11 protein-coding genes, 1 tRNA gene and 3 pseudogenes are annotated in these 16,507 nt (G+C 69.5%); 11 read left to right on the top strand and 4 right to left on the bottom strand.

The window, feature by feature from the left end; all coding sequences use genetic code 11:
* From ACZ32T_RS35215 to ACZ32T_RS35200, 4 genes and pseudogenes are all read left to right on the top strand, one after another.
* Positions 1 to 399: pseudogene (locus ACZ32T_RS35215) on the top strand (DEAD/DEAH box helicase); the annotation flags it as partial.
* Positions 400 to 501: 102 nt separating this feature from the next.
* Positions 502 to 2,046: an amino acid permease gene (locus ACZ32T_RS35210; protein ID WP_467371478.1), complete on the top strand. Its 1,545-nt coding sequence runs from the start codon at positions 502 to 504 to the stop codon at positions 2,044 to 2,046.
* A 90-nt stretch (positions 2,047 to 2,136) separates the two neighbouring features.
* Positions 2,137 to 2,213 (top strand) — tRNA-Lys (locus ACZ32T_RS35205).
* 216 nt (positions 2,214 to 2,429) lie between these two features.
* Positions 2,430 to 2,534: pseudogene (locus ACZ32T_RS35200) on the top strand (helix-turn-helix domain-containing protein); the annotation flags it as partial.
* Positions 2,535 to 2,702: 168 nt separating this feature from the next.
* Here ACZ32T_RS35200 and ACZ32T_RS35195 read toward each other — a convergent pair.
* Complete coding sequence (locus ACZ32T_RS35195; protein WP_467371476.1) at positions 2,703 to 3,365, bottom strand: class I SAM-dependent methyltransferase; 663 nt, start codon at positions 3,363 to 3,365, stop codon at positions 2,703 to 2,705.
* A gap of 64 nt (positions 3,366 to 3,429) precedes the next feature.
* Positions 3,430 to 3,912, bottom strand: a complete 483-nt coding sequence (locus ACZ32T_RS35190; protein ID WP_467371474.1) for a glycine-rich domain-containing protein — start codon at positions 3,910 to 3,912, stop codon at positions 3,430 to 3,432.
* Between the two features lie 574 nt (positions 3,913 to 4,486).
* Between ACZ32T_RS35190 and ACZ32T_RS35185 the strand changes: the two genes are divergently transcribed.
* The 6 genes and pseudogenes from ACZ32T_RS35185 (at position 4,487) to ACZ32T_RS35160 (ending at position 13,798) form a co-directional block, all read left to right on the top strand.
* A complete protein-coding gene (locus ACZ32T_RS35185) occupies positions 4,487 to 5,944 on the top strand; it encodes a hypothetical protein (protein WP_467371472.1) in 1,458 nt (485 codons plus the stop codon).
* 11 nt (positions 5,945 to 5,955) lie between these two features.
* Complete coding sequence (locus ACZ32T_RS35180) at positions 5,956 to 6,444, top strand: hypothetical protein (protein WP_467371471.1); 489 nt, start codon at positions 5,956 to 5,958, stop codon at positions 6,442 to 6,444.
* 57 nt (positions 6,445 to 6,501) lie between these two features.
* Positions 6,502 to 6,684 (top strand): annotated as a pseudogene (locus ACZ32T_RS35175) (transposase family protein); the annotation flags it as partial.
* A 57-nt stretch (positions 6,685 to 6,741) separates the two neighbouring features.
* On the top strand, positions 6,742 to 7,506 hold the full coding sequence (locus ACZ32T_RS35170) for a GNAT family N-acetyltransferase (RefSeq protein ID WP_467371509.1): 765 nt from the start codon (positions 6,742 to 6,744) through the stop codon (positions 7,504 to 7,506).
* A 743-nt stretch (positions 7,507 to 8,249) separates the two neighbouring features.
* On the top strand, positions 8,250 to 10,844 hold the full coding sequence (locus tag ACZ32T_RS35165) for a S8 family serine peptidase (protein ID WP_467371469.1): 2,595 nt from the start codon (positions 8,250 to 8,252) through the stop codon (positions 10,842 to 10,844).
* Positions 10,844 to 13,798 (top strand): PQQ-binding-like beta-propeller repeat protein, encoded by a 2,955-nt coding sequence (locus ACZ32T_RS35160; RefSeq protein ID WP_467371467.1) that lies wholly within the window; start codon positions 10,844 to 10,846, stop codon positions 13,796 to 13,798. Before ACZ32T_RS35165 ends, ACZ32T_RS35160 begins: the two co-directional genes overlap by 1 nt.
* Before the next feature lie 282 nt (positions 13,799 to 14,080).
* On the opposite strand, the gene ACZ32T_RS35155 is transcribed toward ACZ32T_RS35160, so the two are convergent.
* A complete protein-coding gene (locus tag ACZ32T_RS35155) occupies positions 14,081 to 14,536 on the bottom strand; it encodes a MarR family winged helix-turn-helix transcriptional regulator (protein ID WP_467274253.1) in 456 nt (151 codons plus the stop codon).
* 301 nt (positions 14,537 to 14,837) lie between these two features.
* Here ACZ32T_RS35155 and ACZ32T_RS35150 point away from each other — a divergent pair, with 301 nt between their 5' ends.
* Complete coding sequence (locus ACZ32T_RS35150; RefSeq protein WP_467274255.1) at positions 14,838 to 16,178, top strand: ABC transporter substrate-binding protein; 1,341 nt, start codon at positions 14,838 to 14,840, stop codon at positions 16,176 to 16,178.
* Between the two features lie 22 nt (positions 16,179 to 16,200).
* Here ACZ32T_RS35150 and ACZ32T_RS35145 read toward each other — a convergent pair whose 3' ends face one another.
* Positions 16,201 to 16,422 (bottom strand): hypothetical protein, encoded by a 222-nt coding sequence (locus ACZ32T_RS35145; RefSeq protein ID WP_356714904.1) that lies wholly within the window; start codon positions 16,420 to 16,422, stop codon positions 16,201 to 16,203.
* Positions 16,423 to 16,507: the final 85 nt, after the last annotated feature.

The raw sequence follows: 16,507 nt of genomic DNA, 5'->3' as shown, positions 1-16,507 counted from the left end.
GGTGGCCGTTCGTTCGAGCGTCGTGACAACGACCGCCCGGCGTTCCGCAGCAACGACCGTCGTGACGACCGTCCCTCCGGTGGCTTCCGCTCCGGTGGCGGTGACCGTCGGGACGACCGTGGTGGCCGTTCGTTCGAGCGTCGTGACAACGACCGCCCGGCGTTCCGCAGCAACGACCGTCGTGACGACCGTCCCTCCGGTGGCTTCCGCTCCGGCGGCAGCGACCGTCCGTTCAACCGCGACCGTCGTGACGACCGCCCCTCGGGCGGCTTCCGCTCCGGCGGCGGCGACCGCCCGACCGGCCGTCGCGACGACCACCGTGGTGGCACCGGCACGGGTACCGGCACCGGCACCTTCGGCCGCCGTGACGACAAGCCGCGCTGGAAGCGCAACGGCTGAGTCCGGCTGACAGGCTGACCGACCGCGGGGCCCGTACGTCACTTCGGTGGCGTACGGGCCCCGCGGCGTTTCCGGCGTCCGTGCCAGGGCATCGCTGGGGGCATGACAAACGACGAAGCCGTGGCGGCGGAACCACCGCCCGATGCCCTCCCGAAGCCCTCCGCGCCCACCTCCGACGAGGAACGGCTGGCGGAACTCGGCTACACCCAGGTGCTCGCGCGCCGGATGTCCGCCTTCTCCAACTACGCCGTCTCGTTCACGATCATCTCGGTGCTCTCTGGCTGCCTGACGCTGTATCTGTTCGGCATGAACACCGGCGGTCCCGCGGTCATCACCTGGGGATGGGTCGGCGTCGGGCTGATGACGCTGTTCGTCGGCCTGGCCATGGCCGAGATCTGTTCGGCGTACCCGACGTCCGCGGGCCTGTACTTCTGGGCCCACCGCCTCGCCCCGCCGCGTTCGGCCGCGGCGTGGGCCTGGTTCGCCGGCTGGTTCAACGTACTCGGTCAGGTGGCCGTCACCGCCGGCATCGACTTCGGGGCGGCGTCCTTCCTCGGGGCGTACCTGAACCTGCAGTTCGGTTTCGAGGTCACGCCCGGCCGTACGATCCTGCTCTTCGCGGCGATCCTGATCCTGCACGGCCTGCTGAACACCTTCGGGGTCGGCATCGTCGCCGTCCTCAACAACGTCAGTGTGTGGTGGCACGTCTTCGGGGTCGCCGTGATCGTGGGCGCGCTCACCTTCGTGCCGGACTCGCACCGGTCGGCGTCGTACGTCTTCACCGAGTTCGTCAACAACACCGGCTGGGGCAGCGGCTTCTACGTCGTGATGATCGGCCTGCTGATGGCGCAGTACACCTTCACGGGTTACGACGCCTCCGCCCACATGACGGAGGAGACCCACGACGCGGCCGTGGCGGGTCCGCGCGGCATCGTGCGGTCGATCTGGACGTCCTGGATCGCCGGCTTCGTACTCCTGCTGGGCTTCACCTTCGCCATACAGTCGTACGACGGGGCGCTGAACTCCCCGACCGGCGCCCCGCCCGCCCAGATCCTCCTGGACGCGCTGGGAGCCACCACGGGCAAGCTCCTGCTGCTCGTGGTGATCGGGGCCCAGCTGTTCTGCGGGATGGCCTCGGTGACTGCCAACAGCCGCATGATCTACGCCTTCTCGCGCGACGGGGCGCTGCCCTTCTCCCGGGTCTGGCACACGGTCAGCCCCCGTACCCGCACGCCCGTCGCGGCGGTCTGGCTGGCCGCTCTCGGCGCCCTGGCCCTCGGCCTGCCCTACCTCATCAACGTCACCGCCTACGCCGCCGTGACGTCCATCGCGGTCATCGGCCTCTACATCGCCTACGTCATTCCCACGCTGCTCAGGCTGCTGCGGGGCGACGACTTCGTGCGGGGGCCCTGGCACCTGGGCCGGTGGTCCCGGCCCATCGGCGTCGTCGCGGTGGTCTGGGTCGGGGTGATCACGGTGCTCTTCATGCTGCCCCAGGTCTCCCCGGTCACCTGGGAGAGCTTCAACTACGCGCCGCTGGCCGTGCTGGTGGTGCTCGGCTTCGCCGCGGTCTGGTGGCTGGTCTCGGCCCGCCACTGGTTCCTCAAGCCGCAGGCCCCGGATCACAAGCGCACGAGCACGGACTGACCGGGCCGCCCCGCCCCTGACAGGGCCCGGCACCCGATACCCGATCGGCTGCCGGGCCCGGGGCAGCTATGCTCGGGGGTGATCCATCAGGGGCCGTTAGCTCAATTGGTCAGAGCAGCGGACTTTTAATCCGTTGGTTGTGGGTTCGAGTCCCACACGGCCTACCACTGAACCCCAGCTCAGAGCGCATAGGAGCTGGGGTTCCTCTCTGTTCCGAGCTGCTTGCGTGAGCGCTGCTGGCCCGAAGGGCCGGCCGCGGGCACGCTGGAGCCCCGACCGCTGGCGTGCGATCGGGGCTCCGGCGTCACTTCTTCGAGTAGAAGAACCCTACGGCCTCGGGGGAGGCTGCAGGTCCAGCGAACGTAGGCAGGTGCACGACAGCGCTGAACCGCGACCGCGTCATCGCCAGACGCCGGGCCGTCGGCGACCGGATCAGGGCCGTACGCCTGCACGCCAACCTCACCCAGGAACAGGTCTCCCTCCGGGCGGGCATCGGCCTGGCGGCCTACAACCGGATCGAGCGGGGTACAGCAGCCCCGTGCCGGACTCCCTCATCTGCATCGCCGACGCGATCGGCGTACCGCTTGCCGACCTCGTCAGGACATAGCGAAGCCCCGTCCGCGCGTGCGACCGGGGCTTCCAGGTCTCGCTGCCGCCTACCCGTGGGCACGGACGAGGAGCGTGCCGACTTTTCTCGGCCCGGGCGGGGCAGGCAGGACTCGGGCGGTTGCCGAGGTGAAGCCGTGCTCAATGAGGAGCTCCACCCACCGGTCGGGTTCGTAGTCCCAGCGCTTCACGACGAGCGGGTCCTCGTCCTCGGAGCGGTTGATGTACGACGCCTGGCACCCGTAGCAGCCCTCGATCGGCGGCCGCTGCGAGAACGCCAGGACACCGCCCGGGCGCAGCCGACGGCGGATCGCGGGCAGTAGGACCGCGGGGTCGGTGAACCAGATGGCGCCGAACACGGAGAACACGGAGTCGAAGCCGCCCCCGGACTCCTCGAGGAAGCGGGTCGCCTCGGTGCGGTGCAGTGTCATCTGCGTGTCGGACCAGCGGGCGCCGGCCGCCTTGATTTGAGCGAGCGAGACGTCGACCCCTACCGCGTGGGCGCCGAGGGTCGCGAGGTGGGCGAGGTTGCCGCCCTTGCCGCAGCCCAGGTCGAGGACGGCCGAGCCGGGGCGGGCTCCGAGGACTTCGGCGCCGGGGCCGTGGTCGGGGTACTGCGTCCAGTTGAACCAGGTCGTCTCGCCCGACGCGTTCACCGGGCGCCGCTCTGGTTTCTGCCGTGAGTACGTGTCCCATGCCTTGGTCTCGGTCACTGTTGCTCCGTTCATGGGGCCGGCCGCCCGGTTGTGTACCGGGCGGCCGGCTACAGGGGTGGTACTACGCAGACTTCTTGCCGCCGTTCGGGCTGTCGGTGCAACCCGCGTGACACTGGGAGCACTCGCCCATCATGGCGGCATCGGGCCACAGATCGTGGTCGATCCGGAACCCCGCGGCCGCCATGGCGCCGAGGGTGCGCTGCCGGGCTGCGGACCCGCCTTCGACGCTCTCGCCTTCCGGCGTGGGGACGTGGTGGATGAACCGTCCGGCCACGCGGTCGCAGAACTCGGTGTAGTCGACGGTGTGGAGGATCCATGTGTGCCAGCCGACGTCCACGGCTTTGCTCGGCGACAGCGCGGCGTCGGGCAGGGCCGAACTCGCGGCGAGGAAGGCCGCGGCCTGTCCGACGATGCGGCGGGCGGTGGGCAGGTCGGTGCCGGGCTGGTCCTTGGTGATGCGGGCGGCGAGCCGCTCCAACATCTCGGGGTCGACGAGGGTCGCCGGGTCGGTGGTGCCCACGGGACGCTCCAACGCGATGGTCATGTGCTTCCTCCTGTGGTGGACGTGCCCCGGTGCCGGGGCGGTCCCGCCTGGCCGGCAGGCCGGGCGGAAGTGTGTGGGGTTTCTCCGGCGTCGCACTCGGGGCAGGCCCAGACCTCGGTGTCGAGGACGTGGGCGCCGTCGCGGCATCGGATGGTGCCGGCGCTTACGGCGCCGGTCGTGAGCAGCCTCTTGCACCAGACGCAGGCCCGGCCGGAGGACTGGCCCCACGTGAGAGTTTCGAGTGGGGGGAGTTCCCGGGTGGCGGTCACGGCCGTCCCTTGCACCGTGGGCACTCGCAGGCCGGGAACCGGTCGGTGGTCTCGGGTCGTTCGAGGGGGACCACCTCAGCTTCCGGTTGCAGCACCCGGAGACCGCCGTCGCGGTTCACCTCGTACACCTTCATCGTCATCGCCATGGGGCTCTCCGCGTCGTTTGCGGTTTCCGTCGCCACCACAGCGTCGTCTTGGTGAGGTAACTGCGGTATGACCGACGGGGGTTACCGAGGCGGTAATACACTCGTTGGCGCTCCAGTAAGGCGCCCGCGCGTGCATAGGATCGCAACGGAAGTCAGCCCATGGATGCCATTACCCCTGGCCTGCTCGCCCCCGACGTGCTCGACAGAGCTGACGTCCGGGCAGCGCTCACCGAGCACGACTTCGCCGCTGTCTTCACCCTGATCAAGAAGTGGGGCGGCCTCTCCCAGAACCGCATCGCGTCCGCCTGCCAGCTCACCCCCGGCAAGGTGTCCACGATCATCAGCGGGGCCCAGCGCGTCACCTCGTTCGACGTCGTCTGCCGGATCGCCGACGGCATTCGCATCCCGGGCGGCCTGCTCGGGCTCGCGCCACGCCCCTGGGAGGGCGAACACACGACAGCACAGCAGGACCAGCCAGAAACGTCAGGTGCCCGGCCAGACACAGACGAGATCCCCTGGCGTCCGGACGCCACCGTGGACCTGGCTGCCCACCTCACCAGGAGTGATCTCGTGATGGACCGACGCGCCCTCACTCGCGCACTCGCCGGTGCCGCGGTAACCGGCGCTGCCCTCCTCGACAGCCTCGAAGGCTGGCTCGTCCCGGCCGCCACCGTCCCAGGACAACGCCGCCCGGGCCGACTCGGGATGCGGGAAGTCGAAGAACTGGAGACCACCACGCGGGCCTTCCGCCAGTGGGACCACCAGTACGGCGGCGGCCTGCGGAGGAAGGCGGTCCTCGGCCAGCTCGCCGAGGTCTCCGGGGCCCTGGACGACCATCAGGCCCCAGCTGTGACAGACCGCCTGTACCGCGTGATGGCGCAGCTGGCCGGCACCGCCGCCACCATGGCGTGGGACTCCGGCCTGCACAGGCGAGCGCAGGACTACTACCGTCTCGCCCTTCGTGCTGCCCACGCCGGAGGAGACGTGGTGTTCGGGGCCAACGTGCTGGCCGGCATGGCCCGCCAGATGCTCTACCGCGACCGGGCCGACGATGCGCTTCAGCTGATCCACCTCGCCCAGGAGGGGGCCCGCGACGCGATCGGCCCTCGGGTCCGCGCCATGCTCCACACTCGCGAGGCGTGGGCCTACGCCGCTCAGGGCCGCACCGCCGGATTCCACCGGGCTACTGCCAAGGCGGCCGAGGCCCTCGCCGACGCCGGCGCGGATGGCGACGAGCCGTACTGGATCGCCTACTTCGACGAGGCGGAACTCGCGGGCGTCACCGGGGGGCGGCTACTTGACCTCTCCCGCACTGACCCACGCCGCCACGCCGCCCAGGCGGCGGACCAAATCCGGGCCGCCCTGGTATCCCGGGGTGCCGAGGCCGGGCGTTCCCACGCGCTCGACCGCATCGGTCTGGCGGAGTGCCAGTTCCTTGCCGGTGACGTCCAAGGCGCGGCCGCTGAAACTGTCCTGGCGGTGCAGGCCGCGCGAGGTACGCAGTCGGGGCGTGTCCGTGCACAGCTTGGGCAGCTGTATCCCCACACCGTGGGACACAGCGCTTCACGCCCGGTGCGTGAGGCACGGGATAGTATCCGCGACCTGCTGTCGAGCTGAGGAACGGGCGCATGACGACACTTGCCGTGACCGGGCACATGGACCTGACCGACGAGACCGTGCCCCTGGTACGGGCCGCCCTGCGAGACGTGCTCGCCAAGTACAGCGGTGACCTGACCGGGGTGTCGTGCATTGCCGCGGGGTCAGACAGCCTCTTCGCGGAAGAGGTGACCGCGATCGGAGGCCGCCTGGTCGTCGTGATCCCCTCCGAGGACTACCGCGCCACGAAGGTCAAGCCGGCCCACGCCGCCGTCTTCGACCACCTGGTCGAGACGGCCGGGGAGGTGGTGACGCTGCCTCACACGACGGCGAACCGGTCTGCCTACGAGGCGGCGAACGCCGAGCTGCTGCGCCGCGCGGATCGCCTCGTCGCGGTGTGGGACGGCACACCTCCTTCGGGCAAGGGCGGCGGAACTGCCGACACTGTGGGGCAAGCCCGACAGGCCGGGATGATGGTCGACGTGGTCTGGCCAGCTGGGGCCGCGAGGCGCGGACGCTAGCCTCGCGCTTTCATGAAGCTGACTGCCCGACGGGTAGACATGCACGCAAAAGCCGCCATCGCGGCCGGGACAACGGTCATCGCAGACGGCGCCTACCTGGGAACCGGCTTGATCGTCCCGCACCGCAGAAGAGCCGGACGCCCACTCCTGCACGGCCAGGAGGAGGACAACGCCGAACACCGGCGCGTCCGCGCCCGCGTCGAGCACACCTTTGCCCGTATGAAGAACTGCCCGGTCGTGCTGGTATCGATCCCTATGAATGATTACTTTCTCGATGAAGCCGACTTGACGGACAGGATGGAACGGAACCTGGCGGAACACGCCTGCCATCTGCACCGGAGCACGTCCGGTGCGACCGTCACGGAGACCGATGACCTCCTGGTCGCAGACAGCGGCCTGGACGACGACACGTTCAACATCGTCGCCGCGGCCCGCTTCACCGTCGGCGACGCCGCGGTCCGCATCTCCGAGACTGTCGGGTCGCTGGCCGGCACCGGCCGCGGCTTCTCCTGGTGGGTGGGACCTGCCTCGACACCGACAGACCTCACCACCCGCCTGACCGCGGCCGGTCTGCCGGTGTCCGAGCGTGAGACGGCGATGTGGGCCGAGCTGGACGACACCCTGCCGAGTCCCTCAGTCCCGGGTCTGGACATCCGAACGGTGACCACGCCCGAACAGCTCGCCGACTACGCCACGGTCCTCGCCGCGAACTGGAATCCACCCGCCGAAACCGTTCGTGGCTTCTTCGCCCGGGCTGCTTCCCAGGCGCTGGCCGCGACCTGCCCGGCCCGGTACCTGGTGGGCTATGTGGAGAACCGTCCGGTCTGCTCCGCCGAGGTGTTCCACCACGCGGGAGTCGCCGGCATCTACAACATCTCCACCCTGGCCGCCCAGCGCCGGCGCGGCTACGGCGGAGCCGTCACGCTCGCGGCCCTTCACGCTGCCCGCGAGCGAGACCACCACATCGCGGTCCTGCAGGCGTCGGCCGACGGCGAACCCGTGTACCGCCGCTTGGGGTTCCGCGCCTGCGGCCAGTTCGTCGAACACGCCATCAACACCTGAACCTCCACAACTCCACAGACATCCATCGCCCCTCGTTGAGCTGGTCACAGCCATTCATTGATGGCCGCTACGAGGACAGTGGCCTCGTAGCGGCCCGCGAGCTGGGGCCAATATCGGGCACGCGGCAGACCGCGTTCATGGCGTTTTGTTCCTTGTTCTGCCGGTCCCGGTTGAGGAGGTGTCACCAAGATCGCTCCGCACACCCCGGGTTGGGTAATGGCGTTTCTGTCGCTGGTCGGTCGTTCGCGATCCGTGCGGGCCCCGGGTTGCACATGTTGCCCAGCCATTTTCGATGAAGCCCTGGCTGCGTGAGCGATGCGTGCGCGGACGTCCTGACACGGCACGCACAACCGCGGATCGGACAGCAGAAGCCACTGCTTCCGGACCAACGGGGAAGCCCACGGAAGTCCCGGCAGGACTCTGTCGGGACTCTTAATCCGTTGGTTGTGGGTTCGAGTCCCACACGGCCTACCTGTTGCAGGGACGAAAGATCCTTCTGACCTGCTGCGTAGCGCCTCGACTTACTTCATCCAGTCGGGGCGCTTCGTCGTTCCGGGGCTCTTGGACGGCCGCGTCGTGCTCTCGCGGGAGGGCGGTCCGGGCGCTGCCCGGGGCGATCGTGCCGGCGCTGCCGGGGGTCGCGCCGGCACGGATATGGCGAAAACAAGTGGTCTGTAATGGCTGAGTAACGGCGGCCTCCTAGGGTCCGGGCACCCGAATGCCTTCCCCCGAGGAGTGCCTCGATGCACCTGACCCGATCGCCCAGGCGTAGACGCGCCGTGTGGACGGTGGCCGCGCTCAGCGCGGCTGCCGCGCTGCTGGCCGGCCCCGTACCCGCCCTTGCCGACTCCGCCGACTCCGCACCGTCGAGCCCCGCGTCGGCCAAGATCGACGCCGGACTCGCGTCCGCCGTGCGTAACGGCGCGGACGCCCGCTTCTTCGTCGTGCTCAAGGACCAGGCCGACCTCACGGCCGCCAAGCGCAAGACGACCCACGCCCAGGCGGCCCAGGCCGCCTACAAGGCGCTGCGCGACACCGCGAACAAGGGCCAGCGCTCGCTCACCGCCTTCCTCGACAGGAAGAAGGTGGGTCACCAGGACTACTGGATCGCCAACACGGTCCAGGTGACCGGCGACCAGGCGCTGGTGGACGAGCTGGCGAAGCGGTCCGACGTGGCCCGGATCGTCAAGGCGCGGACGTACGAGCTCGACGACATCGAGACGTCCGACGCGAAGGTCACCGCCTCGCGCACCGCGGCCGGGACCGACTCCTCCGCCACGGGCGACGACACCCCGGAGTGGGGCGTCAAGGACATCAAGGCCGACCAGGTCTGGTCGCAGTACGACAACCGCGGCGAGGGCATCGTCATCGCCAACGTCGACTCGGGCGTGCAGTACGACCACCCGGACCTGGTGCGGCAGTACCGGGGCAACAACGGCGACGGCTCGTTCACGCACGACTACAACTTCTACGACCCGTCCGGGGCTTGCGGCACCTCCGGCAAGCCGTGCGACAACAACGGCCACGGCACCCACACCATGGGCACGATGGTCGGCAAGAACGGCATCGGTGTCGCCCCCGACGCGACGTGGATCGCGGCCAAGGGCTGCGAGTCCGACAAGTGCACGGACGACTACCTCCTCAAGGCCGGCCAGTGGATCCTCGCGCCGACCGACCAGAACGGGCAGAACCCGCGCCCGGACCTCGCGCCGAACATCGTCAACAACTCCTGGGGCGGTGACGACAACACCTTCTACAAGGAGATCGTCGAGGCCTGGAACTCCGCGGGTATCTTCGAGGCGTTCGCGGCCGGCAACGACGGTGACGGTGTCACCTGCTCCACCACGCACCCGCCGGGCTCGCAGGTCGCGTCCTACGGCGTGGGCGCGTACGACTCCGCCGGCAAGATCGCCAAGTTCTCCGGATTCGGCCCGTCCCCGATCGACGGCCTCGCGAAGCCGAACATCTCGGCACCGGGCGTCGACGTCACGGCCACCTGGCCCGGCTCGACGTACAACACCATCAGCGGTACGTCGATGGCGACGCCGCACGTCGCGGGCGCGGTCGCGCTGCTGTGGTCCGCGGCCCCCTCGCTCATCGGTGACATCGAGGGCACCCGCGCACTCCTGAACGAGGGCGCGCGCGACGTCGAGGACACGCACTGCGGCGGCACCGCCGGCATGAACAACGTGTGGGGCGAGGGCAAGCTCGACATCTTCGCGTCCGTGGAGAAGGCCCCGCACACCGCGGTGACGGTGTCCGGGAAGATCACGGACAAGGCGAGCGGCGCCGCGCTGTCGGGCGTCACCGTCAAGGCGACGAACACCACCACGAACCGCTCGGTGACCACCGGTGCCGACGGCTCCTACCGGCTGTCGCTGCTCCCGGGCACCTACAGCTTCTCGACCGGCTCCTACGGCTATGTGACCCGGACGGTCCCGGGCGTCGAACTGACCATGGGCCAGCCCCTGACGCAGGACCTCGCGCTCACCGCCGTGCCCGCGCACCAGGTGACCGGCAAGGTCCTCGACGTCACCGGCCGACCGCTCGCGAAGGCCACCGTCTCCGTGACCGGCACGCCCGTCGCGGCGGTCACCACCGACAGCCAGGGCCTGTACACCCTGCCGAAGGTCGCCGAGGGCGCCTACACGCTGTCGGTCACCCCGGCCGCCCCGGTCGTGTGCAACGGCGTCCACACCGGCGCGCTCGAGGTCGACGGCGACGAGACGGCGGACGTCAAGCTGCCCAACCGCACGGACGCGGGCGGCACCTACTCCTGCGCCCCCGTCGCCTCCTCCTGGGTCAAGGGCTCGAAGAGCATCGCCCTGACCGGTGACGAGGACGCCACGAAGATCAGCCTGCCGTTCCCGGTGCGCCACTACGGCGTGAGCTACACCAGCGCCTCCGTCACCACCAACGGCCTGGTCAACTTCCTCCAGCCGCGCCTGGGCGACTACGCCAACACCGCGCTGCCGGCGTCCGCCCAGCCCAACGGCGTCGTCGCCGCCTTCTGGGACGACCTGACCCTGGACAAGAAGTCGAGCGTCCAGACCGCCGTCACCGGCAAGACCGGTTCCCGTCAGTTCGCCATCGTGTGGAACAACGCCGCCTTCGCCTCCGACACCTCGGTGCGCGTCTCCTTCGAGGCCCTCTTCGACGAGGCCACCGGCGCCGTCACCCTCCAGTACAAGGGCATCGGCAGTGCCGCGTCCCAGCGTGGCGGTTCGGCCACCACCGGCATCGAGAACCAGGCCGGCACCGACGGTCTCGGCAGCTCGTTCGACGAGACCGTCCTGAGCGACGCCACCGCCCTCCGCTTCTCCCCGAAGGACATCTGATGAGAAACCCGCAACGACGGGGCCTGCGCCTGGCCTCCATGCTGGTTGCCTCCGGCCTCGCCCTGAGCGTCGCCCCGGCGGTCCACGCCGACGACAGCAACGGCATCCTGAAGCTCACCGACAGCCAGGCCGCGGAAATGGCCGGCCGTCTCATGCCGGACGTCTACGGCGACGGGCGGAGCCAGGGCGATGCCCGGCAGACCGCCGAGGCAGCCAAGGAGACCGCCGACAAGGCCGCCTCCGCGGCGGGCGAGGACGCCACCGCCGCCGACAGCGGTGCGTCGACCGATGCCGCCGGCAACTGGAAGCTGACCAAGAAGTCCGGCATCGAGGGCGCCCAGGGCATGGCCGCCACCTTCCCGGTCGGCGGCTCGAAGGGCGACTACTTCAGCGTCAACGGGCTCAGCCCGATCCAGCGCGTCGACGCCGACGGCAAGCAGCTCTGGTCGCGCGACGCGACGTCCCTGGACGCGGACTGGCAGATCACCCCGTCCCCCCGCGGCAGCAAGGAGCCCTACCCGCCCGCCGTGGTGATGGGCTTCAACGCGATCAGCCCGTTCGCCATGGCCGGCGACGACGGTGTCACCACCGGCGACCTCACCGGCGACGGCGTGGACGACATCGTCTTCACCGCCGAGAACGGCGTACTCCCGTACCGCCCGTTCACCTCACCGGGCTCCTCGCTGCCCAACGGCACCTTCGTCACAGTCCTGGACGGCGCCACCGGCAAGACGCTGTGGTCGAAGCTCTACGCGGCCGCCTACAACGTCAAACTGGTCGGCAAGACGCTGGTGATCGCGGACTCCGCGTTCTCCAACATGAACTCCCCGGCCGGCTCCAAGGCCACCCTGACCGGCATCCGCTTCGACTTCGCCGGTGGCAAGCTCACCCCGGAGCAGACCTGGACGCACGACGCCGAGCTCTACGCCGGCGTCCAGTGGGGCTCGCTCCAGCCGCTGGGCGACGGACTGATCGCCGCCTCCTGGAACCAGGACCGCGACTACGCCACCGACCAGGCTTCCAGCGGCCACACCCTGGTGATCGACACCGAGGACGGTAGCGTCAAGTGGTCGCAGACCGGCAGCCTCTACGTACGGCAGCTGCGCCTGGACGCCAAGCGTGACCGCGTCGTGGCGCTGGAGCAGTCGGACTACACCGAGGGCGTGAAGTACGAGATCGCCGCGTACGACATCGCCGACGGCACCCGGACCACCCTCACCGAGCGGATCAACGCGCTTCCCCTCGCGCTGGAGATCGGTGACATCCAGGGCGGCTCCGAGCCGGAGTACACGGTCAGCGAGTCGACGCTCTCCGAATCTCCGTACAGCCCGGTTCCCGACATGAACAGCAACAGCGTCCGCGCGCTGGACGGCGACGACGCGAGCCTGCTCTGGGCGCGCACCGTCAAGCGGACGGGTGACAGCGGTGATGTCGCCGCCGCCTGGGGCCTGAAGGCGGTCGACGGCAAGATCGTCGCCTCCTACCTGGACGACACGGACACGCAGGCCGCCGAGAACCGCTACGGCTCGCACTACGCCAGGATCTCCGTCCTCAGCGGCGCCAAGGGTGCGGTGAAATGGGAGAAGAGCGGCGTCATCGGCTCGCCGCTGTACACCGAGCCGTTCAAGGACGGCTCGTGGCGGATACGGACCGTCGACACCGACCAGAACGTACGCGTCTACAACCTGGGCAACGGCAAGCAGAAGGCCGTCCAGCCCCTGGAAGGCGTTCCCACCACCGCCGCCGCCACGGACGTCAACGGCGACAAAAAGAACGACGTCGTCCTCGGTGGCTCGTCCAACGGCCTGTACGCCTACGACGGCACGTCGATGGTCGCCGGGCAGCCGAAGCGGCTGTGGACGGCGACGCTACCCGGCCGCGTGGTCCAGGTCATCAAGGCCGACACCACCGGTGACGGCCGCGACGAGCTGATCGTCGCCGCGAGCACGGCGACCGCGATCGTCGACGCGCGCACCGGCAAGGTCCGGACCGTCATCGAGGCCGGCGCCGGCGAGTACGTCCGTAACGTGGTCGCCTCCGACCTCGACGGCGACGGCACCGCCGAGGTCACCGTGGCGACCGACAAGGTCCGCGCCTACGAGGGCGACGGCTCCCTGAAGTGGGAGTACGCGGTCCCGGCGGAGATCGGCACCCCGGCGTTCGCCGACCTGTCGGCCGCCGACGGCAAGGTCTACGCCCAGTACCAGTCCCGCGGCCAGAGCCCCGTCGCTCCCGTCGCCGTGGGCGGCGTAGCGCTGAACGGCAAGAACGGCTCCGCCGCCTGGTCGTTCACCCCGAAGGCACCCAGCACCAGCCAGGGCAACATCCTCGGTGTGCCGCTGCGCGCCGGGACGTTCGCCTCGTCCGGCATCCCCTACGCCGACGGTCACGCGGTGGTCTTCACCTACGTGGTGCGCGGCAACTCCGAGCAGCTGCCGCCCAACCAGCTGACCAACATGGTCCAGATCCGCGACGGCCGCACCGGCGAGCTCCTGCACGAGGCGGAGGCCGGCGGCTACGCCACCCTCGCCAACTGGACCACGGGTCCCGAGGGCCTGGTCGAGAACAGCCTCGCCTCGCTCCGCACCTACGGCGCCGACGGCGTGGACGGCCACGCCCGTGCCATCGCCGAGATCCGCAGCGGTTCCTTCGCCACGGGCCCCGGCGGCGCCCGCATCCTCGTGCGGAGCGGCGACACGTTCGTCGCGCTGTACAACCCTGAGGTCCTGAAGGCAGGCAGCGAGTCCCACCAGTCGGCCGTCACCGGCTTCAACGCCTGGGGGGCGCGCGAGCACTTCGTGGCCGACCTCGACGGCGACGGCAAGGACGAGATCGTCACCCTGCCGTTCGACGCGTACGGCACCGACCGCGCGGCCGGCCTCGTCGGCAACGAGGTGTCCGGCTCCTACACCGCCATCCGTTCGGCCATCACCCTGACCATCGACAACGCCTGACATCCCGCACCCTCCGAGCCGGCGGGCCCCCATCACCGGGGGCTCGCCGGCTCAGGCATTGGCGCGAAAGCCACCGGAACGTCCGCCGGGACCGCCCACGCCACAGCCCCTCGAACGTCCGGATGGGCCACACCGGTCAGCGTGTAACGCCCCAGTAATGGCCCCGGCATACCGTTCGCAGTCCTACGCCTCGCCTGCTCCTGCGGGTTGGTATCGGGGTGTCGCCGATCGGCGGCAAGCAGAGGGGGCGAGGCGTAGGAACCCCTGTCTCCGTGCGGAGGCTCAGGGCCGTGGCCAGGGGCGGCCGCCGAGGCGTTCGAGGTCGGTGTTGAAGCGGCGCAGATAGCCGGCGAATGCGGCGATGTCCTCCTCGGGCCAGTCGGCCATGACCCGCTGCAGTGAGCTGACCATGCCCTCGCGTTCCGAGTCGAGGGTCCTCGCGCCCTCCTCGGTGATGCGGAACTTGCGGGCCATGCCCCCGTCCGGATCCGGGATGCGCTCCACGAAGCCGGCGCGCATGACCGCGGCGGTCTGCCGGTTGAGGGTGGAGACGTCGAGGTCGAAGGCCTCACTGAGCTCGCCGACGGACATCGGTCCCTGGACGCGGATGCGGCTGAGCAGGACGTACGCGCTCCGCTCCAGGAGGCCGTCCTTGCGGCGCCCCTTTCTGTGCGTCAGCAGGCCGTGACGGCTGAGCAGCATCTGCTCGTACTCGACCTCTTGCGTTGCCCTGTTCATGCTTCGGGCACCTCCTGCTTCCTGCCGGGCGAGGCCGGTGTCTCGTCGTGCCGTTGTGCGTGCTGCCTTCATCGTATGGTTCCGGCAAAATGCATAAGGCACATCGTATGCATGATGCAATACGCAATTTTCTGATGCACGGGCATTGACCCCGGGAGCCGGCCGACTTTACGTTCTTCGCGTTGCCTTCGTATGTCATATATGAGACGCGATATGAGATCCGAGCGTCCCCCCACGGCTCCGTCGCGGTGGCAGGTTGTCGAGCGCCCCGCAGGTGAGCACCCAGAGAAGAGAGCCGACGATGATCACACCCCGCAACAGCCGTCTCGCCGCCGCGATATCCCTGGCCTCCGCCCTCGCCCTCACCGCCACCGCCTGCGGTGACGACGGCAGCGGTATCGCCGGCGCGAAAGGCGCGGAGGGCTCGGGCACCGGGAAGATCGTGTTCTGGGACGAGAACGGCGGGGTCCGTACGGCGATCTGGAAGGAGATCATCGCCGACTTCGAGAAGGCGAACCCGGACATCGACGTGCAGTACGTGGGAATCGCGTCCACCGAAGCCCAGTCCAAGTACGACACCGCCATCCAGGGCGGAGGTCTGCCGGACGTCGGGGGCGTGGGTGCCGCCATGGTCGCCGGGATCACCGCGCAGGACGCACTGGAGCCGCTGGACGACCGGGTCGCGGCGAGCTCCCTCAAGGGCAAGCTCAACGAGGCGATGATCGAGAACGTACGGAGCGCCGCCGGCCGGGACGAGATGTACACGGTGCCGATCTCCGCCACCAACGGCGTCCTCTACTACCGCACGGACCTGTTCAAGAAGGCGGGGCTGGGCGAGCCGGACACCTGGGACGACTTCTACAGGTCCGCCGCGAAGCTGACGGACCGGGAGAAGAACCGGTTCGGCTACACCATCCGGGGAGGCCCGGGCTCGATCGCGCAGGCGCTGGACTCGATGTACGGGCAGTCGGGCATCGACTCGTTCTGGGACGAGTCCGGGACGAGGACGACGGTCAACGACCCGAAGAACGTGGCGGCCCTGGAGAAGTACGCGGGCCTGTACAAGAAGGCCACCCCGGAGGCCGACCTCAACAACGACTTCACCAAGATGGTCGCTCAGTTCGACTCCGGCAGCATCGCCATGCTCAACCACAACCTGGGGTCCTACCAGGACCACGTCAGCTCGCTCGGCGCCGACAAGTTCCGCGGCATCCCGCAGCCCGAACTTGCCGACGGCACCCGGGTGATGGTCTCCAACCCGGTCTCCGGGCTCGGTCTGCTCAAGTCGTCCGAGAACAAGGCGGCGGCCTGGAAGTTCATCGAGTTCGCCGCGTCCCACGCCTCGAACTCCAAGTTCAGCGAGTCCGCGGGCCTGATCCCGGCCAACAAGGAAGCCGCCGAGGACCCCTGGCTCGACGAGGCCGAGACCACCAAGCTCGGTGCCGAGGCGCTGTTCTCGGGCGACACGAAGATCGTCCAGCTGCCCTACTACCTGCCGGACTGGAACACCCTGTCCAAGGCCGACAGCGAATCGGGCTTCCAGAAGGTGCTGCTCGGCAAGACGAGCGCCAAGGACTTCCTGGACGCGTTCGCCGAGGACCTCGACGAGGCCCAGGCGGAGTGGAAGGAACAGCAGGGCTGACGGGCGGGAGGCCCGTCCTCCCTCAGTCCAGGCCCTCTTCCCGCAACTGGTACATCAGGAGGAACGTCCGGTAGGTCTCCGCGGACACGTCCAGGCAGACGTCCGGCCGGAAGGTCCACGTCGACGTGTTGTCGAGGGCCCGTCGGCAGGCCGCCTCGGTCTCGGCCTCTGTCGGGATGTTCGAGATGTACGCGGCGATCAGCAGGACCACTGCGAGGACGACCACGCCGATACGGATGCGCATGGTCACCCAACGACCGTGCGGCCGTACCGGTCACTCGGGCCGGCCGCACGGGGCAGGGCTCGCGGGGCCGGTCACGCGGGCCCGG

It is taken from the genome of Streptomyces sp. NPDC023573, assembly GCF_055559735.1.
This window is presented reverse-complemented; position numbering and strand designations above follow the sequence as displayed.

Coding starts and splice junctions, on each gene's coding strand:
- ACZ32T_RS35145 (WP_356714904.1), bottom strand. CDS start 16,422: ATGCGCATCCGTATCGGCGTGGTCGTCCTCGCAGTGGTCCTGCTGATC.
- ACZ32T_RS35165 (WP_467371469.1), top strand. CDS start 8,250: ATGCACCTGACCCGATCGCCCAGGCGTAGACGCGCCGTGTGGACGGTG.
- ACZ32T_RS35155 (WP_467274253.1), bottom strand. CDS start 14,536: ATGAACAGGGCAACGCAAGAGGTCGAGTACGAGCAGATGCTGCTCAGC.
- ACZ32T_RS35160 (WP_467371467.1), top strand. CDS start 10,844: ATGAGAAACCCGCAACGACGGGGCCTGCGCCTGGCCTCCATGCTGGTT.
- ACZ32T_RS35170 (WP_467371509.1), top strand. CDS start 6,742: ATGGAACGGAACCTGGCGGAACACGCCTGCCATCTGCACCGGAGCACG.
- ACZ32T_RS35150 (WP_467274255.1), top strand. CDS start 14,838: ATGATCACACCCCGCAACAGCCGTCTCGCCGCCGCGATATCCCTGGCC.
- ACZ32T_RS35185 (WP_467371472.1), top strand. CDS start 4,487: ATGGATGCCATTACCCCTGGCCTGCTCGCCCCCGACGTGCTCGACAGA.
- ACZ32T_RS35180 (WP_467371471.1), top strand. CDS start 5,956: ATGACGACACTTGCCGTGACCGGGCACATGGACCTGACCGACGAGACC.
- ACZ32T_RS35190 (WP_467371474.1), bottom strand. CDS start 3,912: ATGACCATCGCGTTGGAGCGTCCCGTGGGCACCACCGACCCGGCGACC.
- ACZ32T_RS35210 (WP_467371478.1), top strand. CDS start 502: ATGACAAACGACGAAGCCGTGGCGGCGGAACCACCGCCCGATGCCCTC.